At 63.3% G+C, this 22,622-nt stretch carries 22 protein-coding genes; 14 read left to right on the top strand and 8 right to left on the bottom strand.

Going from position 1 to position 22,622, the window contains the following annotated elements; all coding sequences use genetic code 11:
• Nucleotides 1-96: 96 nt before the first annotated feature.
• Together ACHMW7_RS25260 and ACHMW7_RS25255 are read left to right on the top strand one after the other, a co-directional pair.
• A complete protein-coding gene (locus tag ACHMW7_RS25260; protein WP_395448157.1) occupies nucleotides 97-528 on the top strand; it encodes a hypothetical protein in 432 nt (143 codons plus the stop codon).
• 151 nt (nucleotides 529-679) lie between these two features.
• Nucleotides 680-1,336, top strand: a complete 657-nt coding sequence (locus tag ACHMW7_RS25255) for a response regulator (protein WP_395448156.1) — start codon at nucleotides 680-682, stop codon at nucleotides 1,334-1,336.
• A gap of 60 nt (nucleotides 1,337-1,396) precedes the next feature.
• On the opposite strand, the gene ACHMW7_RS25250 is transcribed toward ACHMW7_RS25255, so the two are convergent.
• Nucleotides 1,397-4,891, bottom strand: a complete 3,495-nt coding sequence (locus ACHMW7_RS25250; RefSeq protein WP_395448155.1) for a NahK/ErcS family hybrid sensor histidine kinase/response regulator — start codon at nucleotides 4,889-4,891, stop codon at nucleotides 1,397-1,399.
• A 234-nt stretch (nucleotides 4,892-5,125) separates the two neighbouring features.
• On the opposite strand from ACHMW7_RS25250, the gene mscL reads away from it, so the two are divergent.
• Nucleotides 5,126-5,545, top strand: coding sequence for a large conductance mechanosensitive channel protein MscL (mscL, locus tag ACHMW7_RS25245; protein ID WP_395448154.1), 420 nt, complete (start codon nucleotides 5,126-5,128; stop codon nucleotides 5,543-5,545).
• Between the two features lie 115 nt (nucleotides 5,546-5,660).
• Nucleotides 5,661-6,827: a pyridoxal phosphate-dependent aminotransferase gene (locus ACHMW7_RS25240; RefSeq protein ID WP_395448153.1), complete on the top strand. Its 1,167-nt coding sequence runs from the start codon at nucleotides 5,661-5,663 to the stop codon at nucleotides 6,825-6,827.
• Nucleotides 6,828-6,916: 89 nt separating this feature from the next.
• On the opposite strand, the gene hemA is transcribed toward ACHMW7_RS25240, so the two are convergent.
• On the bottom strand, nucleotides 6,917-8,194 hold the full coding sequence (gene hemA / locus ACHMW7_RS25235; RefSeq protein ID WP_395448152.1) for a 5-aminolevulinate synthase: 1,278 nt from the start codon (nucleotides 8,192-8,194) through the stop codon (nucleotides 6,917-6,919).
• Nucleotides 8,195-8,443: 249 nt separating this feature from the next.
• On the opposite strand from hemA, the gene galE reads away from it, so the two are divergent.
• The 3 genes from galE (at nucleotide 8,444) to ACHMW7_RS25220 (ending at nucleotide 12,731) form a co-directional block, all read left to right on the top strand.
• The gene (gene galE, locus ACHMW7_RS25230) at nucleotides 8,444-9,439 is read left to right on the top strand and encodes a UDP-glucose 4-epimerase GalE (protein WP_395448151.1); all 996 of its coding nucleotides are present in this window, start codon (nucleotides 8,444-8,446) and stop codon (nucleotides 9,437-9,439) included.
• 211 nt (nucleotides 9,440-9,650) lie between these two features.
• Nucleotides 9,651-10,901 carry a D-amino acid dehydrogenase gene (locus ACHMW7_RS25225; RefSeq protein WP_395448150.1) on the top strand — a complete coding sequence of 417 codons (1,251 nt, stop codon included), beginning with the start codon at nucleotides 9,651-9,653 and terminating at the stop codon, nucleotides 10,899-10,901.
• Between the two features lie 3 nt (nucleotides 10,902-10,904).
• The gene (locus ACHMW7_RS25220; protein ID WP_395448149.1) at nucleotides 10,905-12,731 is read left to right on the top strand and encodes an alanine racemase; all 1,827 of its coding nucleotides are present in this window, start codon (nucleotides 10,905-10,907) and stop codon (nucleotides 12,729-12,731) included.
• Between the two features lie 58 nt (nucleotides 12,732-12,789).
• On the opposite strand, the gene tsaA is transcribed toward ACHMW7_RS25220, so the two are convergent.
• Genes tsaA through ACHMW7_RS25195 form a run of 5 tightly spaced genes read right to left on the bottom strand, consistent with a single transcriptional unit; the run spans nucleotide 12,790 to nucleotide 16,378 of the window.
• On the bottom strand, nucleotides 12,790-13,281 hold the full coding sequence (gene tsaA / locus ACHMW7_RS25215) for a tRNA (N6-threonylcarbamoyladenosine(37)-N6)-methyltransferase TrmO (protein WP_395448148.1): 492 nt from the start codon (nucleotides 13,279-13,281) through the stop codon (nucleotides 12,790-12,792).
• Between the two features lie 2 nt (nucleotides 13,282-13,283).
• Entirely contained in the window at nucleotides 13,284-13,490 is a 207-nt protein-coding gene (locus tag ACHMW7_RS25210; protein ID WP_395448147.1) for a molybdopterin-binding protein, read from the bottom strand.
• The gene (locus ACHMW7_RS25205; protein WP_395448146.1) at nucleotides 13,487-14,275 is read right to left on the bottom strand and encodes an ABC transporter ATP-binding protein; all 789 of its coding nucleotides are present in this window, start codon (nucleotides 14,273-14,275) and stop codon (nucleotides 13,487-13,489) included. Before ACHMW7_RS25205 ends, ACHMW7_RS25210 begins: the two co-directional genes overlap by 4 nt.
• Nucleotides 14,272-15,303: a FecCD family ABC transporter permease gene (locus ACHMW7_RS25200; RefSeq protein WP_395448145.1), complete on the bottom strand. Its 1,032-nt coding sequence runs from the start codon at nucleotides 15,301-15,303 to the stop codon at nucleotides 14,272-14,274. The genes ACHMW7_RS25205 and ACHMW7_RS25200 overlap by 4 nt, the downstream gene beginning before the upstream one ends.
• Nucleotides 15,304-15,325: 22 nt before the next feature.
• Nucleotides 15,326-16,378: an iron ABC transporter substrate-binding protein gene (locus tag ACHMW7_RS25195; protein ID WP_395448144.1), complete on the bottom strand. Its 1,053-nt coding sequence runs from the start codon at nucleotides 16,376-16,378 to the stop codon at nucleotides 15,326-15,328.
• A gap of 213 nt (nucleotides 16,379-16,591) precedes the next feature.
• Between ACHMW7_RS25195 and ACHMW7_RS25190 the strand changes: the two genes are divergently transcribed.
• A complete protein-coding gene (locus ACHMW7_RS25190) occupies nucleotides 16,592-17,041 on the top strand; it encodes a universal stress protein (protein WP_395448143.1) in 450 nt (149 codons plus the stop codon).
• Nucleotides 17,042-17,106: 65 nt separating this feature from the next.
• On the opposite strand, the gene ACHMW7_RS25185 is transcribed toward ACHMW7_RS25190, so the two are convergent.
• A complete protein-coding gene (locus ACHMW7_RS25185; protein ID WP_395448142.1) occupies nucleotides 17,107-18,165 on the bottom strand; it encodes a D-TA family PLP-dependent enzyme in 1,059 nt (352 codons plus the stop codon).
• 149 nt (nucleotides 18,166-18,314) lie between these two features.
• Between ACHMW7_RS25185 and ACHMW7_RS25180 the strand changes: the two genes are divergently transcribed.
• The 6 genes from ACHMW7_RS25180 to ACHMW7_RS25155 all read left to right on the top strand — a co-directional run bounded on the left by ACHMW7_RS25180 (nucleotide 18,315) and on the right by ACHMW7_RS25155 (nucleotide 22,600).
• Entirely contained in the window at nucleotides 18,315-19,154 is an 840-nt protein-coding gene (locus ACHMW7_RS25180) for a transporter substrate-binding domain-containing protein (protein WP_395448141.1), read from the top strand.
• A 72-nt stretch (nucleotides 19,155-19,226) separates the two neighbouring features.
• Nucleotides 19,227-19,889 carry an amino acid ABC transporter permease gene (locus ACHMW7_RS25175; protein WP_395448140.1) on the top strand — a complete coding sequence of 221 codons (663 nt, stop codon included), beginning with the start codon at nucleotides 19,227-19,229 and terminating at the stop codon, nucleotides 19,887-19,889.
• Nucleotides 19,890-19,894: 5 nt separating this feature from the next.
• Nucleotides 19,895-20,557 (top strand): amino acid ABC transporter permease, encoded by a 663-nt coding sequence (locus ACHMW7_RS25170; protein ID WP_395448139.1) that lies wholly within the window; start codon nucleotides 19,895-19,897, stop codon nucleotides 20,555-20,557.
• Nucleotides 20,558-20,567: 10 nt separating this feature from the next.
• Nucleotides 20,568-21,338: an amino acid ABC transporter ATP-binding protein gene (locus ACHMW7_RS25165; RefSeq protein ID WP_395448138.1), complete on the top strand. Its 771-nt coding sequence runs from the start codon at nucleotides 20,568-20,570 to the stop codon at nucleotides 21,336-21,338.
• Nucleotides 21,339-21,354: 16 nt separating this feature from the next.
• The gene (locus ACHMW7_RS25160) at nucleotides 21,355-21,738 is read left to right on the top strand and encodes a RidA family protein (RefSeq protein ID WP_067965357.1); all 384 of its coding nucleotides are present in this window, start codon (nucleotides 21,355-21,357) and stop codon (nucleotides 21,736-21,738) included.
• 43 nt (nucleotides 21,739-21,781) lie between these two features.
• Entirely contained in the window at nucleotides 21,782-22,600 is an 819-nt protein-coding gene (locus ACHMW7_RS25155) for an IclR family transcriptional regulator (RefSeq protein WP_395448137.1), read from the top strand.
• Nucleotides 22,601-22,622 lie beyond the last annotated feature (22 nt).

Here is a 22,622-nt window from a genome sequence, read left to right as displayed (position 1 = left end):
AAAGCATGATGCGGGAAAGAGTGGCATTGTTTGCCCCACCGCAATTTGGGCCTATTGCGGCGCGACAATGCGCACCGTCCGCGAATGGAGACAGTCATGCGCCTTTGGATGTTTGTTCCCGTGATTGCCGGCCTGAGCGCTGGGCCGGCATCGGCCGCCGAAACGCAGCGCTACCAGATGGAAAAGACCGACACGGGTTATGTCCGGATGGATACGCAGACTGGTGAGATGTCGATCTGCGAGGAACGCGACAACCAGCTGGTGTGCAAGCTTGCCGCCGACGAACGCTCGGCGCTGCAGGACGAGATCGGGCGCCTGCAAGGCGAAGTCAAGGCGATCGAGGACCGGGTGGTTAAGCTCGAGAACTCGCTGACCCAGAAACTGGAATCGACATTGCCGACGGAAGAAGAATTCCAGAAGAGCATGGGCTATATGGAGCGCTTCTTCCGCAGCTTCATGGGCATCGTCAAGGACATGGAAAAGGAAGAGCAGGCGCCCCAGCCAGCGCCGGCACCGAACAAGACTTGAGCGGAAATCGCGTCCGTCGCCTGAAAGTTGAGCATGAATGGGCCGTCTCCTTCGCCGATCTGTTTTAACTGCTTGAAAAGACGCCACCGGGCCGCATAATCGCGCCCGACGGTCCAAGGCGTACAGACAGTCGGGACCTCGGGAGGGATATTTGCCAGCAGGCCACAAGTTCGTCATCGCGGACGACCATCCGCTTTTCCGCGGCGCTCTCAAGCAAGCCATCGCCGGGCTCGCCGATGTGTCGAGCGTTCTGGAAGCCGGCGACTTCGAAAGCGTCAAGGCGATCGTTGCCGCCAACGAAGACATCGACATCGTCCTGCTCGACCTGTCTATGCCCGGCGCCTCCGGGCTTTCCGGCCTGATCTCGCTGCGCGGCATCCACGCGACGGTACCTGTGGTCATCGTATCGGCCCATGACGATCCCGAAACGATCCGCCGCGCGCTCGAACTCGGCGCCTCCGGCTTCATTTCGAAATCGGCGAGCATGGAAAATATCCGCAGCGCCATCGAAGCGGTGCTGTCAGGCGAGATTTCGGCGCCCGGCGACATCGATCTCGGCGTTGAACGCGACCCTGAGATCTCCGACCTGATCAAGCGGCTGCAGTCGCTGACGCCGCAGCAGACACGCGTGCTCGGCATGCTGGCCGAGGGCCTGCTCAACAAGCAGATCGCCTACGAGCTTGGCGTGTCGGAAGCGACGATCAAGGCGCATGTTTCGGCGATCCTGCAGAAACTCGGCGTCGACAGCCGCACTCAGGCGGTCATCTTGTTGTCGAAGATCGGCGGCGAACCGCGCCCGGCGGCATGAGCATGTTCCCGAAAAGTGGATGCCGGCTTTCGGCAACGACCATGTTCGGGACGTAAAGTCTCACTCCGCGGCGTGGGCCATGCGCCGCATCCTATTCATCATCGAACGCAGCACGGCCGGCTTGAGCGGCTTGTTGAGCACGGCGACGTCGATCTGGTCGGCGGCGGCGCGCACTTCGTTGGAACGGTCGGCGGTGATCAGCACGGCAGGTGTTGCTTCGCCATAGCCCGTGCGCAGCGCGCGGATGACGTCGAGGCCGTTTTCGCCGTCGAGATGATAGTCGGCCAGGATGATTTCGGGCGCTGGCCCGTCAGGCTCGCCGGCGCTGAACGCCGCCGTTCCCGAATAGGTTCTGACTTCGCAGCCCCAGCCTTCGAGCAACAGCCGCATGCCTTCGAGGATGCGGGCATCGTTGTCGATGCAGACAACGGTCAGTCCATTGAGCGCAGCGGCAGCCTGGATGCGCGGCCGGGCGGTGGTCGCCGCCGGCAGTTCCTTGGCGGTGGTGACAGGCAGGATCACCGAAAAGCGCGTGCCTTGGCCCTTGTGCGATTCGATCTGGATCTCGAGCTTCAGCACGCGCGCGATGCGGTCGACGATCGACAGGCCGAGCCCCAGCCCCTGCGCTTCGCGAATACCGTCGTCGAGACGGGTGAATTCGTGGAACACGGTGCCGAGCTTGTCTGCGGCGATGCCGATGCCGCTGTCGATCACCTGGATTTCTGCAAGGTCGCCACGACGCCGGACGCCAACGACAATGCGCCCGCTGCGGGTGTATTTGATGGCGTTGGAAACGAGGTTCTGGATCAGTCGCCGCAGCAGGTTGCGGTCGGTGTCGACAGCCAGTGTCGACGGCACGATTACCAGCTTGAGGTCCTTGGCGCGAGCCATGGGCAGGAAGTCGGTGCCGATCTGGCGCAGAAGGCCATCGAGGCGGAACACGGTTTCGGCGGGCTTCATGGCGCCGGCGTCGAGCCGCGAGATGTCGAGCACGGCACCAAGGATGGTTTCGACCGATTCCAGTGAGGATTCGATGTTGCGCGCGGCCTGCCCGGCATTGCCCTTGCCAGCCTTTTCGATCAGCGACGAGCAGTAGAGCCGGGCGGCGTTGAGTGGCTGCAGGATGTCGTGGCCGGCAGCCGCCAGGAAGCGCGTCTTGCCCAGATTGGCTTCTTCGGCAAGCATCTGCGCCTGAGCCAGCTCTTCGTTGACGCGGGTCAGTTCGGCTGTGCGGCTCTTGACCCGCTGTTCCAGCGACTCGTTGGCGCGCTTGAGCGCGAGGTCGGCGGCGACCCGCGCCGAAATGTCGGTGTAGGTCGCAACGATGCCGCCGTCGGGCATCGGGTTGGAACTCATCTCGATGATCCTGCCGCTGGTCTTGAGCTCGATCTGCCAGGGGCCGCCGAATCTGGTCAGGCGGTCGAGCGTGGTCAGGCGCGAGGTCGGCGGAATGTCGCCGCGCGCCACGAGATAGCCGAGGATGCGGTCGATCGAAACGCCAACCTGGCCCATGTCGTCGGGTAGGTCGAACAGCGAGCGGTACTGGCGGTTCCAGCAGATCAGGCGGAAATCCTGATCGAAGACGGTGATGCCCTGTTCCATCTGGTCGAGCGCGATCTGCAACAGGTCGCGGTTGTGCTGCAGCGCTTCGGTGGCGTCGTCGAGCAGGCGAAACGTGTCCTTGGAGGAGTTGTCGGAGCGCTTGAACAGCAAGGACAGGATCAGCCGCGCCGACGAAGAGCCGACCGCACTTGCCATCAACTGTTCGGAAAAGCGGATGACGTCCATGCCGGCCGGGTCATTGCCGTTGAGCTTGCTGCCGCTCTCGTTCTGGAAGGTCTGGAACGAACGCTCGGTACGCTCGACGCCGAGATATCTGGAGATGGTGTCCTTGAGGTCGTTGACCGTGATGGTGGTGCGGAAGCGGCGCAGGCTAGGCATCGGGCTTGAATCGCGCGGCACGAAGATCGAGGCCTGGATGCGTTCGAGCGGCACCGACGCCCGCGACAGCGAGCCGAAGACGAAGAACAGCGTGTTGATGGCGAGGCTCCACAACACGCCGTGATTGAGCGGTTCGGCCGAGGTGCCGAACAGCGCCTGGGGCCTGAGCGCATCGATGCCGAACAGCCCTTGCGTGAGGATCGCCGTGTCGGGTGCGGCAAGCGTCGGCAGCATCAGCGTGTAGCACCAGACAGCGATGCCGGCGGCCATGCCGAGTGCTGCGCCCCTTGCGTTGGCGCGGCGCCAGATCAGCCCGCCGATGAACGACGGCGCGAACTGGGCGATCGCGGCAAACGACATCAGGCCGATCGAGGCCAGCCGCGTGTTGGTGGTGCTTTCGCGGTAATAGAGGAAGGCGACGAACAGGATGATGAAGATCGAGGCGCGGCGGATGTTCAGGATGATCGCCGACCAGTCTTCGGTGTCGCCGGACTTGAACTTGATCAGGCGGCGCACGAAGATCGGGATGACGAGGTCGTTGGAGATCATGATCGACAGCGCAACACTGGCAACGATGACCATGGCGGTGGCCGCCGACAGACCACCGATGAAGGCGATCATGGCGAGCAGGTCCTGGCCCTTGAGCAGCGGTAACGACAAAACGTAGAGATCGCTGGTGGTCGCGGTGCCGACGGTGGAAAGCCCGGCGAAGGCGATCGGCAGTACAAACAGGTTGATCGCCACCAGATAGGCCGGGAAGACCCAGGTCGCGGTACGCAGCTCGCTCTCGCTGCGGTTCTCGACGATCATGACGTAGAACTGACGCGGCAGCATGATGATGGCGAAGCCGCTGATGATGGTCACCACCAGCCAGGTGCCGAGCGAGGTGCTGTAGCTCATGGCGTCGCCGACCTGCTCGGTGGCGGCGAAACTCTGCAGCATGTCGCCGGGACCATCGAACAGGGCGAAGGTGACGAACAGGCCGACGGCGAGGAAGGCGACGAGCTTGACGATCGACTCGACCGCGACCGCCAGCACAAGGCCGTTCTGATGCTCGGTGGCGTCAGCATGGCGGGTGCCGAACAAGGTCGCAAACAGAGCCAGAAGCAGTGCCACGATCAGCGAGATGTCGCTGACGAACGGATCGAACGACGGCGGCGAGCCGGTATAGTGCTCGACCATCAGGCTGACCGAACCTGAGATCGCCTTCAGCTGCAGCGCGATATAGGGGATGGCGCCAACAGTGGCGATCAGGGTGGCGATCGAGGCGACGGCGAAACTCTTGCCGTAGCGCGCGCCGAGAAAGTCGGCGATCGAGGTGATCTTTTCTGCCTTGGCCAGCTTGATGATGCGGCTGAGCAGCGGGAAGCCGAACATGAACACCAGCACCGGGCCGATATAGATGGCAAGGAATTCGAGCCCGCGCTCGGACGCAAGCCCGACCGAGCCGAAGAAGGTCCACGACGTACAGTAGATGGCGAGGCTGAGCGCATAGATGAACGGGCGTGGCCGGCCCGGCCCCCAGTTCGCGGCCCGGCGGTCGCCGATGCTCGCGATGGCGAACAGCAGCGTGACATAGGCAATGGCGATGAGGACGACGGCCAGCCCCTGCACTCTAGACTCTCACTCCCTCGGAACGTTCTGTTGCCTTTGCACTGAGGCAATCACAGCTGCGACGGCAAGTCTATTATCCTTGTCGCCTAGACGCTTGTGCGCGGTGCGGAAGCTTGTCTGGCGCGTGTCGATATTGACGGGTTTTGCAACCGGCGGTTTTTGCTATGGTGAAGTGCTCGGCGACGGATGGTGGGGAACGATTCGCCTTTCCGCAGATCGTACAAGGAGGGTTTCATGCTTAAGGAATTCCAGGAATTCATTGCCAAGGGCAATGTGATGGACCTCGCGGTTGGCGTGATCATCGGCGGCGCCTTCGGTCTGATCGTCTCATCCCTGGTCGGCGACATCATAATGCCGATCATCGGCATGGCTGGAAGTGCGGATTTCTCGAACTATTTCCTCCCGCTTTCGGATGCGGTGACGGCGACTTCGCTGGAAGAGGCGAAGAAACAGGGACCGGTCTTCGCATACGGTAACTTCATCACTGTGGTCATTAACTTCCTGATCCTCGCCTGGATCATCTTCTTGATGGTCAAGGGCGTGAACACCATGCGCAAGCGTCTGGAGAAGCAGAAGGCCGCCGAGCCGGCTGGTCCTCCGCCCGCCGACGTCGCGCTGCTGACCGAAATCCGCGACTTGCTTGCCAAGAAGTAACCGGCCAGCGCTGGCATCCCGAAAACCCCCGGCTGGCTGGACCGCCGGGGGTTTTTTCGTTTGCCAGGGCGCGATAGGACTAGCCTCAAGCAGCAACTCGCAACCTGGGACGATCATGAGCCTCATCGACACAGTTCGCCCCGAGGCCCGCCTCGCGCCGATGAGCGGCATCGAGGCTGTTGCCAATTATGGGCGCGACCGCGCCGGCCTCATCCCGCTGTGGTCCGGCGAAGGCGACATGCCGACGCCAGCCTTCATCAGCGATGCAGCCGCGCGCGGGCTTGCCAATGGCGAGACGTTCTACACCTGGCAGGCCGGCATCCCGGAACTGCGCCAGGCGATCTCGCGCTACCACAAGCGCCATTTCGGCATGGAGTTCGGCGCCAACGAGTTCATCGTCACTGTCGGTGGCATGCAGGCCATCACCATGGCGTTGCAGGTGACGGCGGGTGCCGGTGACGAAGCCGTCTATCTCGCGCCTGCCTGGCCGAACTTCGCCGGCGCCGCCGGTATCGCCGGCATCAAGCCGGTGCCGGTGCTGCTCGACATGACCGACAATGGCTGGAGCTGCGACATCGAGAAGATCGCTGCTGCCATCACCCCGCGCAGCAAGGCGATCTTTGTCAACACGCCGTCCAACCCGACCGGCTGGACCGCCGACCGCGAGACGCTGCAGGCGATCCTCGAGCTGGCGCGCAGGCACGACCTGTGGATCATCGCCGACGAGATCTATGCGCTGTTCCATTACGGCGGTAGCCGGGCCGCGTCGTTCATGGACATCATGGTTGCAGAGGACAAGATCCTTTTCGTCAACACCTTTTCCAAAAACTGGGCGATGACCGGCTGGCGCATCGGCTGGCTCAAGACGCACCCGTCATTGAGCCGCACCTTCGAGAACCTGGTCCAGTATTCGAGCTCTGGCGTGGCGCAGTTCATGCAGCGTGGCGGCATTGCCGCGCTCGACGAGGGCGACGCCTTCATCGCCTCGCAGGTCGAGCGCGCGCAACAGGCGCGCGATATCGTCTGCAAGATCTTGGGCGAGACCGGCAAGGTGCGCTTCAGCGTGCCGCCGGGCGCCTTCTACCTGTTCTTCTCCGTCGACGGGATGAAGAACGCTGAAGCCGCGGCCTTCGATATCGTCGACAAGGTGGCCGTCGGCGTCGCGCCCGGCACGGCTTTTTCAGCCGGTGGCGAAGGGTTTCTACGCCTGTGCTTCCACCGTCGCCTCGACCAGATCGAGGAGGCGTCGCACCGCTTGGCGACGTGGATCAATGCGCAGTAGCGGTTGAGGGCGGGACGCAAGTTGCCCAAATGAAATGGCCCGAAAACCGCTGCCGGTTTTCGGGCCATTTTAGGAGCCGGTATGACTGCTCAGCCGCCCGATTGCGGCACCAGCAACGAAACGATGCGCTCGCTCTTGGCGACTTCGGTGTGGCCCTCGGTGCGATAGGGAATGCCCAGTGCATTCCAGGTCTCGACCAAAGCTTCCTTGAGCTCGGCGATCAGCGCGTCGGTGTGGAACGGCGTCGGCGTGATGCGCAGGCGTTCGGTGCCGCGCGGCACTGTCGGGTAGTTGATTGGCTGGATGTAGATGCCGTGCACGCCAAGCAGGCGGTCGCTGGCCATCTTGCAAAGCTCGGGATCGCCGACAAGGATCGGCACGATATGCGTGGGCGACTCCATGACAGGCAGCCCGGCGTCGGCGAGCATCAGCTTGGCCTGCGTCGCCTGGCGCTGCTGCGCGTCGCGCTCGGCTTGCGAGTTCTTCAGGTGCCGGATCGACGCGGTGGTCGCGGCGGCGATCGCCGGCGGCAGTGCCGTGGTGAAGATGAAGCCCGGTGCGTAGGACCGGACGGCGTCAACCACCGAACGGGTCGCGGTGATGTAGCCGCCCAGCGTGCCGAATGCCTTGGCCAGCGTGCCCTCGATGATATCGATGCGATGGGCAAGGCCCTCGCGTTCGGTGATGCCGCCGCCGCGCGGGCCATACATGCCGACCGCATGGACCTCGTCGATATAGGTCATGGCGTTGTATTTCTCGGCGAGGTCGGCGATCTCGGCGATCGGTGCGATGTCGCCGTCCATCGAATAGACGCTTTCGAATACGATCAGCTTGGCGCGCTCGCGGCCGGCCGCTTGCAGCAGGCTTTCAAGATGGCCGACGTCGTTGTGGCGAAACACCTTCTTTTCGGCGCCGGAGCGGCGAACGCCCTCGATCATCGAAGCGTGGTTGAGTTCGTCGGAAAGGATCAGGCAGTTCGGCAGAAGCTTGGCGATGGTCGAGATCGCCGCTTCGTTGGAGACGAAACCGGAGGTGAAGACGAGGCCAGCTTCCTTGCCGTGCAGGTCGGCGAGTTCGTGCTCGAGTTCGACCAGAGGATGGTTGTTGCCGGAGATGTTGCGCGTGCCGCCTGCGCCGGTGCCCATATTGCCGGCGGCCTTCTGCATCGCAGCCACCACGTCAGGGTGCTGGCCCATGCCGAGATAGTCGTTCGAGCACCAGACCGTGATTTCTTCGGCCTTGCCGTTGGAGCGCCAGATGGCGCGCGGGAACTTGCCGACGATGCGCTCAAGATCGGCGAACACGCGATAACGGCGCTCGGCATGAATTTGGTCGATCGCTTCTTCGAAAAACCGCTGGTAGTTCATCTGGACGTCCCAATTTTTCAACCGTGAGCATAATCAACGGCCGGTTCGGCGTCCATCGACCGTTTTTGGTCAAAATGCCACGCCCTCGACGCTTCAAACGACCACGGATCGCCGAAACGTCCCTTGATGTGGATCAAATTGCGCTGCGACCGAATGGTCAACGTGATCGGGTGACGAAAGTCCTATCTCGCATTTACCGGTATTGTCGCGCTACACAGGGCCGGACGGGATTTGATGCGGAGTGTTGCTATGGCGGTTTTGGTGACGGGCGGGGCCGGTTACATCGGCAGCCACATGGTCTGGGAACTGCTCGATGCCGGCGAGCAGGTCGTCGTGCTCGACCGGCTGTCGACAGGTTTCGACTGGGCCGTTGCGCCCGAGGCCAAGCTCGTAACGGGGGATGTCTCCGACAAGGAACTGGTTGGCAAGCTGATCCGCGACCATGGCGTCGACGCGATCATCCATTTCGCCGGTTCGATCGTGGTGCCGGAATCTGTCGCCGACCCGCTCGGTTATTACGAGAACAACACCTGCAAGACCCGCAGCCTGATCGAGACCGCGGTGAGCTGCGGCGTGAAGCATTTCATCTTCTCGTCGACGGCGGCCGTCTATGGCGCGGCCGGCATCCAGCCGGTGGTCGAAGACGCCCGGCTTGCGCCGGAATCGCCCTATGGCCTGTCCAAGCTGATGAGCGAATGGATGCTGCGCGATGCCGCCGCGGCCCACCCGCTGACCTACACTGCGCTGCGCTATTTCAATGTCGCCGGTGCCGATCCCAAGGGGCGTACGGGCCAGTCGACCAAGGGCGCGACGCACCTCATCAAGGTCGCTTGCGAAACAGCGCTTGGCAAACGCCGCTCGATGCAGGTTTTCGGCAACGACTATGCCACACCCGACGGCACCTGCGTGCGCGACTACATCCACGTCTCCGACCTTGTCGCCGCGCATCGGCTGGCGCTCGCTCGCCTGCGCGCTGGTGGCGGCAACCTCGTCGCCAATTGCGGTTACGGTCATGGCTATTCGGTGCTTGAGGTCATCGACAGCGTCCGGCGTGTTCATGGCGCCGACTTCACCGTCGAAAAGACGGCCCGTCGTCCGGGCGACGCGGCCTCCGTCGTCGCCAATTCGGATCTGGCGCGCGGCGAACTCGGCTGGGCGCCCAGGCATGACGATCTCGATGCCATCGTCGGCGATGCGCTCAACTGGGAGCGGCAGCTGAGCCGCAAGAACTCTTCCGTTATATAAGCGACAGGTGGTGGATATCCGCTGCTTTCTCTCGAAACTTCCAGCGACAGACGCTATGGGTGAGTGCGGGGCCTGACCCCGCACGGTGAAGGGGTTCCCGCCAGAGCCTGGTGCATCGGCCCGAATTCGGCTGTTGCGATGCCCGCAAGAGAGTTGGAGCATCCTTTCCGCGTGCCTGGGGGCGCTGCGCGATGCTCTGAGGGGTGGCAGCATGAAGATATTGGTTCTGGGCGCGGGTGTGGTCGGAACGGCGGCCGCCTATTATCTGGCCCGCGACGGCCATGAGGTCACAGTCGTCGAACGGCATCCGGCAGCGGCGCGCGGCACCAGCTATTCCAATGCCGGTCTCGTCTCGCCGGGCGACGCCACCGCTTGGGCCTCGCCGGCAGCGCTCAAGACCTTCATCCGCTCGCTCTACACGCCCGACCTTGGCATCAAGGTCAGGCTGAGGCTCGATCCCTATTTCTATGCCTGGAGCCTGCGCTTCCTGTTCCAGTGCACGACCGCGCGGCTGCGCGCCAACAGCGAGGTCAAGCTCAGGCTCGCGCTCTATTCGCGCCAGTGCATCAACGAGATTTCGGCAGAAACCGGTCTCAGCTACGACGAACGCCGCAAGGGCATCCTGTATTTCTTCCGCTCGCAAAAGAGCCTTGACGAAGGCAGCGAGAACTACCGCTTCCTGGCCGAGCACGGCCTGCCGATCGAAATCGTCGACCGCAACCGCATGGTCGATCTGGAGCCCGGTCTGGCTGCCGCCAAGGACAGCATATCAGGTGGTGTCTATTCGCCGATCGACCAGACCGGCGATTCCCGGATGTTCGTCGAAAGCCTGGCAGCCCATGCCACCGAGCGGCTCGGCGTGAAGTTCATGTTCGGCACCAATGTCGAAGAGCTGGTGATCGACGGCGATCGTGTCAGCGGCGTGAAAACGCCAGCGGGCATTGTCATGGCCGATGCGGTGGTCATTGCCATGGGGCCGGAAAGCGGGCTGCTTGGCCGCCGCCACGGCATCGACCTGCCGGTCTACCCGGTCAAGGGCTACACCGCGACCGTACCGCTCGACGATCCCGACAAGGGGCCGACGATGGGCGGCGCCGACGAGGACGATCTCATCGCCTATTCGCGCCTCGGCAACCGTCTGCGATTGGCTGCGACCGCCGAATTCGCCGGCTTCGATCGCAGCCACAAGCCCCAGGATTTCGCCCGCCTGTTCAAGGCGGGGCAAGAGCTTTTCCCTGGTGCCTTCAACCCGCGCAAGGCCGAGGTCTGGGCGGGTTTGAGGCCGATGATGCCAGGCTCGGTGCCGGTGATCGGCCGCGCGCGCTTCCAAAACCTCTATCTCGACACTGGCCATGGCCATGTCGGCTGGACCATGGCCTGCGGTTCCGGCAAATTCCTTGCCGACCTTGTGGCGGGTCGCAAGCCTGAAATTGATCCGCAGGGACTGGTCTATAAGGGCTGAGGCATGTCTGGACCACAAGTCGCCATCGATCTCGGGCGCATCGAGCGCAATGCGCGCGCAGTCGTCGAACGCGCAGCACTTTCAGGCATCAAGGTATTCGGCGTCACCAAAGGCAGCTGCGGTTTGCCGCAGGTGGCGCGTGCCATGCTGCGCGGCGGTGTTTCGGGTTTGGCCGAGTCGCGTTTTGAAAACATCCGCCGCCTGCGCGAAAGCGGCATCGGCTGCCCGATCATGCTGCTGCGCAGCCCCCCGATCGCCCGTGTCGAGGAGGTGGTGCGCACAGTCGACATCAGCCTGCAGTCGGAGCTGGAGATCATCCGCGAGCTGTCGCGCATCGCCCAGCGCATCGGCCGTGTCCACGACATCATGCTGATGGTCGATCTCGGCGACCTGCGCGAGGGCATCTGGCCGAACGACCTGTTGCCGACCGTCGAGCGCGTGCTCGAACTGCCGGGCGTGCGCATCGCCGGCCTCGGCACCAACCTGACCTGCTTCGGCGCCATCATGCCGACGGAGGACAACCTCAACCAGCTCGTCGCTTATGCCTACAAGGTCGAGCGGCTCGCCGGCATCAGCCTCGACTGGGTATCGGGCGGCAATTCGTCGTCGCTGCCGTTGCTGCTGGAAAACAAGCTGCCTGCCGGCATCAACAATCTGCGCATCGGCGAGGCGATCCTGCAGGGTGGCTACGAGACCTTCAGGGAGGAGCCCTGGAAGGAATTGGAGTTCAACGCCTTCAGGCTCACCGGCGACCTGATCGAGGTCAAGCTCAAGCCGTCGCTGCCGATCGGCGAGTCCGGCTACGACGCTTTCGGCAACCAGCCGGTGTTCGTCGACGAAGGCGACCGGCTGCGCGGCATCGCCAATATCGGCCGCGAGGACACGATGATCGAGGGCCTAGTGCCGATCAATCCCGGCGTGCGGGTGCTGGGTGCGTCGAGCGACCATCTCGTGCTCGATATCACCGATGCCGAGCCGCCGCTCGTCGTTGGCGACCGCGTCAGCTTCCACATGAATTATGGTGCGCTGCTGACGGCGATGACCTCGGAATATGTCGAGAAGGCGCCGATGCACGACATCGCCGGTTTTACCGGCCGGCGCATGGTGTCGATCATCGCCGACGCAGAGGCGGGGCCGGTGCTGGCAAAACAGTCTGTCGGTTCGCGGCTCGAACAGATGCAGTTCGACGTCGTCGAGATCGCCGACGCCGAGCACCCGCCGGCAGGCTTGCTGCGGCTGCATGTCGGAGCCGACAGGCATACGGCGTCCGAAGCGCTCGCCGCCGCAGCCGAGGCGACGCATTCCCTGGGCTTGATCTGGATCGATTCCATCGCCGCCCTGATGCCGGAAGGCGAAGATGCGGTCGAAGCGCCGGAACGTTCAGTTCTGGCGCGTGCGCTCGGCCTCGACCACAAGCCCGGCGCCCTGCAGCCGCAGCTGTCGCCGGAAAACGTGGTGCTTGTCGGCTTGCGCGAGGCCGATCCGGCCGAGGTGCGCATCCTCAAGGATTCGCGCGTCACCGCCTTCACCATGGCCGAGATCGATGGCTCCGGCATGCGCGAGGTGATGCGCGAGGCGATCCGCATCGCCTCTGCGGGCACTGTCGGTTTCCACGTCAGCTACTCGCCCTCGGTCACCGAGATGCCCGGCTGGACCGGCGGTTCCGGTGGCATGACGGTGCGCGAGACGCACCAGGCGATGGAGGCGATAGCCCTGTCGGGTGGCATGCTGTCGATGGATGTCTCGGGATTGCGCGTGGATACCGAGCCGCGCATTGCCGGCGAAACCGTCAGCTTCGTCATGTCCGCCTTCGGCAAAAGGATCCTCTAACTTCCTGTTGGAGCATGATCTTTGCCGAAAACCGGTTCCCACTTTTCGGGATCATGCTCTAGCCGGTCTCGAAATCGCCGGGCTGCGGCGGGGCGATCGGCTTGAACAAGCTCCGGTCGGGCTTGAGATCGACCAGCGGCGTGCCGTCGAGACAGTCCATACCGCGCACGGTAAGAACGTTGCCCTCGACGCCGACCAGTTCGACGATCTGAGTGCCGATCGGGTTGGGCCGCACCGGCGAGCGCAAGGCAAAGGTGCCGCGCGACGTCCCGTCATTGGCCGGGCTCTGGCGGACGAGATCGCGTCGTGACTGGTGCAACCAGTAGAGCACTTCGAGGCGGGCGAATTGTTCGACACCGTCGACGGCGGCCTGCCACGGTTCGAAGATCTCGATGTGGCAGATCGGGCCGTCGGCGCGGCCTTGGCGCGGGGTCATCAGACGTGACGTCCATGGCGTGTGGATGCGACCGATGAAGTAGACGCCGGCGTCATGTTGGGCTGGTAGCGCGACGGCGGCTTCGCCGTCGCGGATTTCGTTTTCACGGTCCATGCTCAGTCGACCGCCACCATGACGTCGGAGGCCTTGATGACGGCATAGGCGTCCTTGCCGACAGCGAGCTTGAGGTCGTCGACGGCCTCGTTGGTGATGGCAGCGGTGACGATGGCCCCGCCGATGTCGATGCGGACATGCGAGGTGGTCGCACCCTTGGTCACTTCGACGATCTTGCCTTTGATCTGGTTGCGGGCGCTGACCTTCATGGCGTGTTCCTTTCGTTGAGGGTTGGGGTGCAGACGTGGCGTCCAACCTGTTCGAGATAGGCCACTGCAACTCCGACGCCATAGAGAGCTTGCAGCGATTGGGGTGTCAGCACGTCGGCGGGTTTTCCCATGGCGACAAGCGCGCCTGATTGCATCAACGCGACGCGGCTGGCACAGGCAAAGGCATGGCTTGGGTCGTGGGTGGAAATGACCACTGCCATGCCGGAAGCGGCGAAGCTGGAGATGCGGGTGAGCACCCGCGCCTGGTTGCCGAAATCGAGGCTTGCCGTCGGCTCGTCCATGACGATCAGCTCGGGCTCCTGGGCGAGCGCACGAGCGATCAGCGTCATCTGCTTCTCGCCGCCGCTGATGTCGGTGAAGGGCCGGGCGGCGAGGTGGCCGATGCCGAGCACCACCAGCGCGTCTTGCGTTTTCGCCCGATCGGCCATCGTCGGCGAGGCGAAGGTATCGATACGGCTGGCACGGCCCATCAGCACGACGTCGAACACCGAGAACGGAAAGTAGGCGCCGGTGGCTTGCGGGACATAGGCGATGCGGCGCGCGAACTGCGCCCGCGAAAAGCTTGATATGTCCTTGCCGCCGAGCTCAAGGCTGCCGCCCTGGCGTGGCAGCAGGCCGAGCAGGGTCCTGAACAAAGTGGTCTTGCCACAGCCATTGGGCCCGAGCAGGCACAGCACTTCGCCACGGTCGACAGACAGCGTGACACCCTGGCCGACCTTGGCGCGACCATAACCGAAGGCGAGATCGGTTGCCTGAAGCATCATTGCCAGCCTCGCCCGGTCGTCAAAAGCAGATAGAGGAAGAACGGCGCGCCTATGGCTGCCGTGAGGATACCGAGCGGCACTTCGATTGCAGCGATGCTGCGGGCGAGCGTATCGACGCCGACCATGTAGGCAGCACCGATCAACATCGAGGTCGGCAAGAGTCGCGAAAAATCGGGACCGACGAACATGCGGGCGACATGTGGCACCAGAAGGCCGATCCAGCCGACGATACCCGAGACAGAGACGGCGGCGGCAGTCATCAGGGTCGCTGCAGCGACGATGACGATGCGGATCCAGCGTGTTTCGACGCCCAGCGCGCGCGCCTCCTCGTCGTCGAGCGTCATCAGATTCATGCGCCAGCGCAACGACGCCATCGGCACCAGAGCGACAATGACGGCGGGCAGGATGGACAGAAGGTCGGCGCGGTTGATGCTCGCGAGACTGCCAAGCAGCCAGAAGGTGATGGCCGGCAACTGGTTGTAGGGATCGGCCAGGACCTTGAGCAGCGACACGCAGGCACCGAGCAGCGCGCCGATGGCGACACCGGCGAGCACCAGAACGAGGATCGGGTCGCGCTCACGCACCACCGAGCCGATGGCGTAGACGAGCGCGACTGCCGCTAGGCCACCGACAAAGGCGAGGCCCTGGATGGCGAGCACCGACAGCGACAGGAAGATGCCGGTAACGGCGCCGAAGCTGGCGCCGGCGGAAACCCCCAGGATATCAGGCGAGACCAGCGGGTTGCGGAACAGGCCCTGATAGACGGCGCCGGCGGCGGCGAGCGATGCGCCGACGAGGATGCCGGCGCCGACCCGCGGCAGCCGCACGTTCCAGATCACCGTTTCGACGTTCGGGGCAACGCCACTCGGGCTGCCGGTCGCCTTGGAGACAACGACGGCAAGGATGTCGCCCAGTGTCACCGGATACTTTCCGGTCAGGATAGCGGCCAGAACAACGGCCACGAGCAGTACCGCCAGCGCGCCGATCGAGATCGGCCCGGCGCACAGAAGGTTGCGGTGGTGCGACAAGCGATCGGCTTCCGGTCGAGCCTCAGGACTTCGGTCCGGTGTCGGCAAGCAGTTTGCCGAGTTGCTCATCGGAGAGATCGACATGGTAGAACAGCTTGTAGAAGTCGCGCGTCTCGGCCTTGAGGTCGATTTCGGACTTGCCGGGGTAGAGCGCCGACGTCAGCCAGGCGACACCGATGGCACGGTTGATACCGGGAGGTGCGTCGAACCAGCCGAAGGGCAGGGATGGGGCGCGGAACACGCGACCATCCTTCACCGCCTTGATGTTGGCCCAGGACGGATCTGACAGCACCGACTTCTGAAACGTCTGGTCGAGCGTCAGGATGACATCCGGATTCCAAGACAGAACCTGTTCGAGCGAGACGTTGGCGAGCCCGCCCTTGCCGGCGGCTTCGGCGACATTGGTCGCGCCGACGGCGCCGAGCACTTCCATGTTGATCGAACCGGCGAGGCCAGTTTCCAGTCCCTCGGGCCCGCGGCCATAATAGACGCGTGGTCGCTGGTCGCTGGCAATGCCGGCGACGACCTTGTCGAGGCGCTGCATCGCCGCTTCGGTGTAGGCGGCGAGCTTTTCGGCCCGTTCCTTTTCGTCCAGCAATTCGCCGATCTGGCGCAGCGACTGCGGCGAATTGGCGAAGGTGCCGTCGATGAGCACGTAAGGAATGCCGGTCTGTTCCTGCACCTTGTCGGCGAGCGAGGCATAGGTCGCATCGACCGTGCCGACGTCGAGGATGACATCGGGCTTCATTGCCAGGACGGCTTCGAGATTGGCGGTGTTGCCCTTGCCGGTCAGGCGGCCGTGCACCGGCAGGTCGCGGTAGGGGGCCGCGATGAAATCCTTCTCGCTGTCCTTGAACTCGCGCACCCAGCCGACGAGCTTTTCCGGCGCCACCGAGTAGAGCAGTACCGAAGCAGGCGGGCCGGCTGCCATGACGCGGGTGATTTTTGCGGGTAGCGCCACCTTGCGGCCGGCGGCATCGGTGAAGATGCGCTCCTCGGCCATTGCCAGCGTGGCAAAGCCGTTGAGGGCCGTAGCCATGGTTGCGAGCGAAAGCAGAAAATGACGGCGTTTCATGGCATTTGTCCGGGTAAATGATGAAGGTGGATATATTCAGTCAAATATAACGATGGGCGCATTGTTATGTTTAGGCCGATATAACGGTCAAGCGATTTCCGGCTGTCCGCGGGCGCTGCCCCATTCGATTTGGCACGGCTTTGCCTTGACCCGGCGTGGCGTCCTGTTGACTCTGGTGGCTTGAATCGATGCCAAGCTCATGGAGACAGCCTGATGTATGCACATATTCTCATCGCCACCGACGGTTCCGAGCTGGCGCAAAAGGGCCTCGATCATGGCTTGAGCCTGGCCAAGGGGCTGGGTGCCAAGGTGACAGTGCTGAACGTTTCGGAGCCGGCGCCGATCTTCGCTTCGGCCGGCATGTATGGCCCGGTCGCCACCGCCGAGGACATCGTTGCCTACCAGAGGGCCGGCGAGGCGTATGGCGCCAAGGTGCTGGATGCCGCCATGGCCCAGGCGGAAAAGCTCGGCGTCAATGCCGAAGCTGTCCATGTCGAGGAGATGTGGGCGGCCGAAGCGATCAACCAGATCGCCAAAGATCACGGCTGCGACCTGATCGTCATGGCTTCGCATGGCCGTCGCGGCCTCGGACGCCTCATCCTCGGCAGCCAGACCGTGGACGTCTTGACCAACAGCCAGGTACCGGTGCTGGTCGTCCGCTAATCGACGTCGGCCAGAAAAACAAACAAGCTTCCCGGGTTCGGGAGGCCTTTTCTTGGCAGCGCGGTTCAGACGATCTTGCCGCGCGCCGGCACCGGCCACAGCTCCGGCGCCTTGTCCTTGCCGTAGACGTAAACGCCATCGACCATGTTGGTGACGACACAGGCATGATTAGGCACGATGCGGATGCGCTGGCCGACGGTCAGGTTGATGTCGCCGTCGGTCCTGAGCCGGCCGTGTTCCTCGGACAGCTGGTCGATTGATATGTCGGGCCGGCCGAGCACATGGCCGTGTCCGGTGAGGCCGAGCAGGTCGGAGGTCAGCGTCTTTGAGCCGGCATCGATGATGGCGCGGTCGGGCGCAGGCACCGAGACGACGGTTGCGAGCACCGTCAGCGCGCAGTCTTCCCATGCGGCGACGCCACGCGTGACCAGCGAGCGGTCGTTGTAGACATAGGTGCCGGGCCGGTACTCGGTGGCGATTGGCGCCAGATGTGCCGACATCAGGTCGGGCGAGCCGCCCGTGGTGATGGCTGGCACTGCGATGCCTTTCGCCTCGATCAACGTCTTGGCTTCGGTCATGAAAGCCTGGACCTTGGCCGCGCCGCCGACCGGCGGATAGGTCATCAGCCCGGCAAAATGCAGGCCGGGCGCGGCGGCGATATATGATGCCAGGTCGGCTGCTGCCTCGGGTGAGGCGACGCCGCAACGGTCGGCACCGGTATTGCATTCGACAAAGACATTGAGCGTTGCAGCTGCAGCCGTAAAGGCCGCCGACAGCCCGTCGACCACGGTTGCGTTGTCGGCGACGACAGCCAGCCGCACCTTGCGCGACAGCTCCAAAAGCCCGGCCAGCTTGTCTTCGCCGAGGATGTTGTAGGTGATCAGCACGTCGCTGATGCGGTCGCTGCCGGCGACCATCGCTGTCGCTTCCGAAACCTTCTGGCAGGTGATGCCGACAGCACCGGCGTCGAGCTGCAACTCGGCGATGGCCGGCAGCTTGTGCGTCTTGATGTGTGGCCGGACCTTGAGCCCGTGGCTATCGGCATAGGCCTGGAAGCGCTCGATGTTGCGCCTGGCCACATCGATATCCACCAGCACCGCGGGTGTCTGGATTTTGTCGAACATGCCTCTGCCTCCAAAAACGAAGCGTCGGCCCTGTCTCCGAAGCGCTTGACAAATAATGCCGCGTGCACTTTGATACGTCAATCCGTTATTAAGGACATATGTCCACAATAATGGACAGAGGAAATATCTTTCCAGGGAGGATCGGTGAGATGAAGGCGTATCTGTCAGCGGCCGTGGCCGCACTCGCGCTGATGAGCGCAATGCCTGCCGGTGCGCAGGAAAAGCAAAGCAGGCTCGATGAGGTTCTGGCGCGTGGGCATCTGGTGCTCGGCACTGGCAGCACCAATGCGCCGTGGCATTTCAAGAGCGCCGACGACAAGCTGCAGGGCTTTGACGTCGACATGGGCCGCATCGTTGCCAAGGCGCTGTTTGGCGACCCCGACAAGATTGAATACGTCAACCAGTCGTCGGATGCCCGCATCCCCAACATTACCACCGACAAGGTCGACCTGACCTGCCAGTTCATGACCGTGACCGGCGAGCGCGCCCAGCAGATCGCCTTCACCATTCCCTACTATCGCGAGGGCGTCGGGCTGATGCTGAAGGGCGACAGCAAATATGCCGACTATGCGGCGCTGAAGGGCGCCGGCTCGGGCGTCACAATCTCGGTGCTGCAGAACGTCTATGCCGAGGCGATGGTGCATGCCGCACTGCCAGAGGCGAAGGTCGACCAGTATGAATCCGTCGACCTGATCTATCAGGCGCTGGAATCTGGCCGCGCCGACGCGGTGGCCACCGACCAGTCTTCGCTGGCCTGGTACATGAAGCAGAACCCCGACCGCTACAAGGATGCCGGCTATGGCTGGAACCCGCAGACCTATGCCTGCGGCGTCAAGCGTGGCGACCACGACTGGCTGAACTTCGTCAACACCGCCCTGCATGAGGCGATGACCGGCGTCGAGTTCGATTTCTACGCCAATTCCTACAAGACCTGGTTTGGCAAGGAACTGGCGCCGCCGCAGATCGGCTTCCCGGTCGAGTACAAGTAAGCTCGCCAAAAGTGGCGCGGCCCCTGGCCAAGACGGCCGCGCCAATTCTTCTGATCGGAACCTGACGGCACCATGGGTTACACGCTCAATTTCTCGGCGGTCTGGCGCAGCTTCGACCAACTGCTCTGGGGCCTGGCTCTCAGCCTGGGGCTCGCCTTCGTGGCGATTGCCATCGGTTGCGTGCTTGGTCTGATCACCGCCTTCGGTCTGTTGTCAAAGCAAGGCGCCCTGCGCCATCCCGCGCGCATTTACGTCACCATCATCCGCAACACGCCGATACTGGTGCTGGTGCTGTTCACCTTTTTCGCGCTGCCTCAACTCGGCATTCGCCTTGGCAAGATCGAAAGCTTCGTGGCGACGCTGGCGCTCTATTCGGGCGCCTATCTCGCCGAAGTGTTCCGCGGCGGCCTGCTCGCCGTGCCCAACGGGTTGAAGGAGGCGGGGCTCGCCATCGGCTTGACGCAGTCGCAGATCCGCAACTCGATCGTCATGCCGCTGATGCTGCGCAACGTCTTGCCGTCGCTGTCGAGCACGCTGATCTCGCTGTTCAAGGACACCTCGCTGGCCGCAGCCATCGCCGTGCCGGAGCTGACTTTCGAGGCGCGCAAGATCAACGTCGAGACCTTCCGCGTCATTGAGACATGGATCGTCGCCAGTTGTCTTTACGTCGTCACCTGCTCGGTGCTCGCAGCCCTGCTGCGCCAGCTCGAGCGGCGCATGTCCATTCCCCGGTGATCGCCATGGAACTCGTGACATTCTTTGAAACGCTGTGGCTCGCCCGCATCCCGATCCTCAAGGGCATCGGCGTCACCGTCTCCATCTCGGTCCTGGCAATCCTGGTCGGCACCATTTTGGGCATCGGCGTCGGTCTCGCGCTCACCTATGGCAACAGACCGCTGCGCTGGCTGGTGCGCGGCTATACCGACTTCATCCGCGGCACCCCGGTGCTGGTGCTGGTTCTGGCGAGCTACTATGTGCTCGGCACCATCGGCATCGACCTCGGCCCGTTCCAGGCCGGCGTGCTGGCGCTTGCGGTGTTTTGTTCGTCGCATGTCGGCGAGATCGTGCGCGGTGCGCTGCAGTCGATCCCCAAGGGTCAGACCGAGGCGGCAAAGGCGATCGGCCTGACTTTCCCTCAGACCTTTGCCTATGTGCTCGGGCCGCAGGCGCTGCGCCAGGTGCTGCCGGCCTGGGTCAATACCGCCGCCGAGATGGTCAAGGCCTCGACGCTTCTGTCGATCATCGGCGTCGCCGAACTGCTGCTCAGGACACAGGAACTGATCTCGCGCACCTTCATGAGCCTCGAATTCTATTTCTTCGCGGGCTTCCTCTATTTCGTCGTCAACTACGGCATCGAGCGTTTCGGCCGCTACGTTGAGCGCAAAACCTCGATCCCCTCGTGAGGCCGCAACCATGACCGGCAACCTTCTCGAAATCCGCGACCTGCACAAACGCTACGGCGAAGTCGAAGTGCTCAAGGGTGTCGACTGCACCATGGCGCAGGGCGACGTCATCTCGATCATCGGCTCTTCAGGCTCCGGCAAGACCACCATGCTGCGCTGCATCAATATGCTGGAGGAATTCCAGGGCGGCTCGATCTGCATCGACGGTGAAGAGATCGGCTATGAGACGACGGGCGGCACCCGTCGCCGCAAGAAGGAAAAGGAAATCGCCCGCCAGCGCGCGATGACCGGCATGGCCTTCCAGCAGTTCAACCTGTTTCCGCATATGAGTGCGGCCGAAAACGTCATGCTTGGCCTAGTCAAGGTCAAGGGCATGCGCCGCGACGAGGCGCGCGGCCTCGCCGAAAAATGGCTCGACCGCGTCGGCCTGGCCGAACGCCGCGACCGCTTCCCGAGTCAGCTCTCCGGCGGCCAGCAGCAGCGCGTGGCGATTGCGCGTGCGATTGCCATGAACCCCAAGCTGATGCTGTTCGACGAGGTGACCTCAGCACTCGACCCCGAACTGGTCAACGAGGTGCTGCAGGTCATCAAGGACCTCGCTCGAGACGGCATGAGCATGCTGCTCGTTACCCACGAGATGCGCTTTGCCTATGAGGTGTCGTCGCGCGTCATCTTCATGAACCAGGGCCGCATCGGCGAAGAGGGCAACCCGCGCGAGATGTTCTTGAAGCCGCAGACCGAGCGGCTCGCGGAATTCCTCAAGACTTCAACCTTCAACTAGCATTCGGAGAATAGACATGACGATCAAGCGCTACGGCACCGGCCAGACCGGGGCGGGCAAGCAGGCATTGCCTTTCGCCCGTGCCGTCGAGGCCAATGGCTGGCTCTACGTGTCCGGCCAGGTCGCCATGGAGAACGGCGAGATCGTCGGCGGCGGCATCATTGCCGAGACGCGCAAGACGATGGAAAACGTCATCGCCATTCTCGAGGAGGCCGGTTATGGGCTGGAGCACATCGTGCGCGTCGGCGTCTGGCTCGACGACCCCCGCGACTTCTGGTCGTTCAATGGCGTCTATGCCGAGTATTTCGGTGACCATCCGCCGGCCCGCGCTTGCGTACAGTCGAGTATGATGGTCGATTGCAAAGTCGAAATCGACTGCGTCGCCTACAAGGCGCCGTGACGGAATAAGGTTTTTGCCGGCGATTTGCCGGAAGAGGCGGCACATGGACGACGTATCGGACGACATGGTCAACAGGCGCGCGCGCGGTCTCGATCGCGCCTTCGAGATCCTGAACTTCCTGCGCCTCAAGCGCCAGCCGCTGCGCCCCAACGAGATCGCGCAAGGCATCGGCGCGCCGCGTTCCTCGGTCTACGAACTGGTCAATCTGCTGATGCGCCAGGGCATCCTGGAGTATCGCGGCGAGGATGGCCGGGTCTTCCTCGGCCGCAAGCTCTATTTCCTCGGCGTTGCTTATTCCGAGCAGTTCGACCTGATGCGCGAATGTGACAAGCTGCTCACCCACATTGCCGAGGAGACGCGCGAGACGGCGCAGATGTGCCTGCTCGAAGGCAACAAATACACGGTTGCGCAGATGAAGGAGGGGCTGCGCCCGTTCCGCATCTCGTCGAATGTCGGCGATCCGGTGTCGATCCCGTGGACGGCATCCGGCCGCCTGCTGGTTGGGCATATGAGCGATCAGGAAATCCTCGATTTCATTCCGAAGGACGATTTCCGTCTGCCCAACGGCCAGTGGCTTGACCCGGCGGTGTTCATATCAGAGGTGCGCGAGGCGGCACGCGTCGGCTACTACACCTTCAACAGCGCGGTCGAGACCTTCACCCACTGCTTTGCCGTGCCGGTCTACCAGGCCGATCGCATCTGCGTAGCGACACTGTGCTTGGTGGCGCCGCGCGAGGATGGCCTCAAGAACCACGCGAGCTATCTCAAGACGCTGCTCGACGCTGCCGCCGACCTGTCGAGCCGTCTCGGCCACACGGCTGACGACGAACACGCCGGCATCCGGGCCGCCGGCCAGCGCTGACGATCAAGCTCGCGGACAACCA

Source organism: Aminobacter sp. UC22_36 (assembly GCF_044056035.1).
Lineage (GTDB): Bacteria > Pseudomonadota > Alphaproteobacteria > Rhizobiales > Rhizobiaceae > Aminobacter.
The sequence above is the reverse complement of the archived record's forward strand: the minus strand, read 5'-3'. Positions and strand labels throughout refer to the sequence as shown.

What these genes read in the sequence shown, in the direction of transcription:
- ACHMW7_RS25260 (WP_395448157.1), top strand. Translation starts at nt 97, where the DNA reads ATGCGCCTTTGGATGTTTGTTCCCGTGATTGCCGGCCTGAGCGCTGGG.
- mscL (WP_395448154.1), top strand. Translation starts at nt 5,126, where the DNA reads ATGCTTAAGGAATTCCAGGAATTCATTGCCAAGGGCAATGTGATGGAC.
- ACHMW7_RS25240 (WP_395448153.1), top strand. Translation starts at nt 5,661, where the DNA reads ATGAGCCTCATCGACACAGTTCGCCCCGAGGCCCGCCTCGCGCCGATG.
- hemA (WP_395448152.1), bottom strand. Translation starts at nt 8,194, where the DNA reads ATGAACTACCAGCGGTTTTTCGAAGAAGCGATCGACCAAATTCATGCC.
- galE (WP_395448151.1), top strand. Translation starts at nt 8,444, where the DNA reads ATGGCGGTTTTGGTGACGGGCGGGGCCGGTTACATCGGCAGCCACATG.
- ACHMW7_RS25225 (WP_395448150.1), top strand. Translation starts at nt 9,651, where the DNA reads ATGAAGATATTGGTTCTGGGCGCGGGTGTGGTCGGAACGGCGGCCGCC.
- ACHMW7_RS25220 (WP_395448149.1), top strand. Translation starts at nt 10,905, where the DNA reads ATGTCTGGACCACAAGTCGCCATCGATCTCGGGCGCATCGAGCGCAAT.
- tsaA (WP_395448148.1), bottom strand. Translation starts at nt 13,281, where the DNA reads ATGGACCGTGAAAACGAAATCCGCGACGGCGAAGCCGCCGTCGCGCTA.
- ACHMW7_RS25210 (WP_395448147.1), bottom strand. Translation starts at nt 13,490, where the DNA reads ATGAAGGTCAGCGCCCGCAACCAGATCAAAGGCAAGATCGTCGAAGTG.
- ACHMW7_RS25205 (WP_395448146.1), bottom strand. Translation starts at nt 14,275, where the DNA reads ATGATGCTTCAGGCAACCGATCTCGCCTTCGGTTATGGTCGCGCCAAG.
- ACHMW7_RS25195 (WP_395448144.1), bottom strand. Translation starts at nt 16,378, where the DNA reads ATGAAACGCCGTCATTTTCTGCTTTCGCTCGCAACCATGGCTACGGCC.
- ACHMW7_RS25190 (WP_395448143.1), top strand. Translation starts at nt 16,592, where the DNA reads ATGTATGCACATATTCTCATCGCCACCGACGGTTCCGAGCTGGCGCAA.
- ACHMW7_RS25185 (WP_395448142.1), bottom strand. Translation starts at nt 18,165, where the DNA reads ATGTTCGACAAAATCCAGACACCCGCGGTGCTGGTGGATATCGATGTG.
- ACHMW7_RS25180 (WP_395448141.1), top strand. Translation starts at nt 18,315, where the DNA reads ATGAAGGCGTATCTGTCAGCGGCCGTGGCCGCACTCGCGCTGATGAGC.
- ACHMW7_RS25175 (WP_395448140.1), top strand. Translation starts at nt 19,227, where the DNA reads ATGGGTTACACGCTCAATTTCTCGGCGGTCTGGCGCAGCTTCGACCAA.
- ACHMW7_RS25170 (WP_395448139.1), top strand. Translation starts at nt 19,895, where the DNA reads ATGGAACTCGTGACATTCTTTGAAACGCTGTGGCTCGCCCGCATCCCG.
- ACHMW7_RS25165 (WP_395448138.1), top strand. Translation starts at nt 20,568, where the DNA reads ATGACCGGCAACCTTCTCGAAATCCGCGACCTGCACAAACGCTACGGC.
- ACHMW7_RS25160 (WP_067965357.1), top strand. Translation starts at nt 21,355, where the DNA reads ATGACGATCAAGCGCTACGGCACCGGCCAGACCGGGGCGGGCAAGCAG.
- ACHMW7_RS25155 (WP_395448137.1), top strand. Translation starts at nt 21,782, where the DNA reads ATGGACGACGTATCGGACGACATGGTCAACAGGCGCGCGCGCGGTCTC.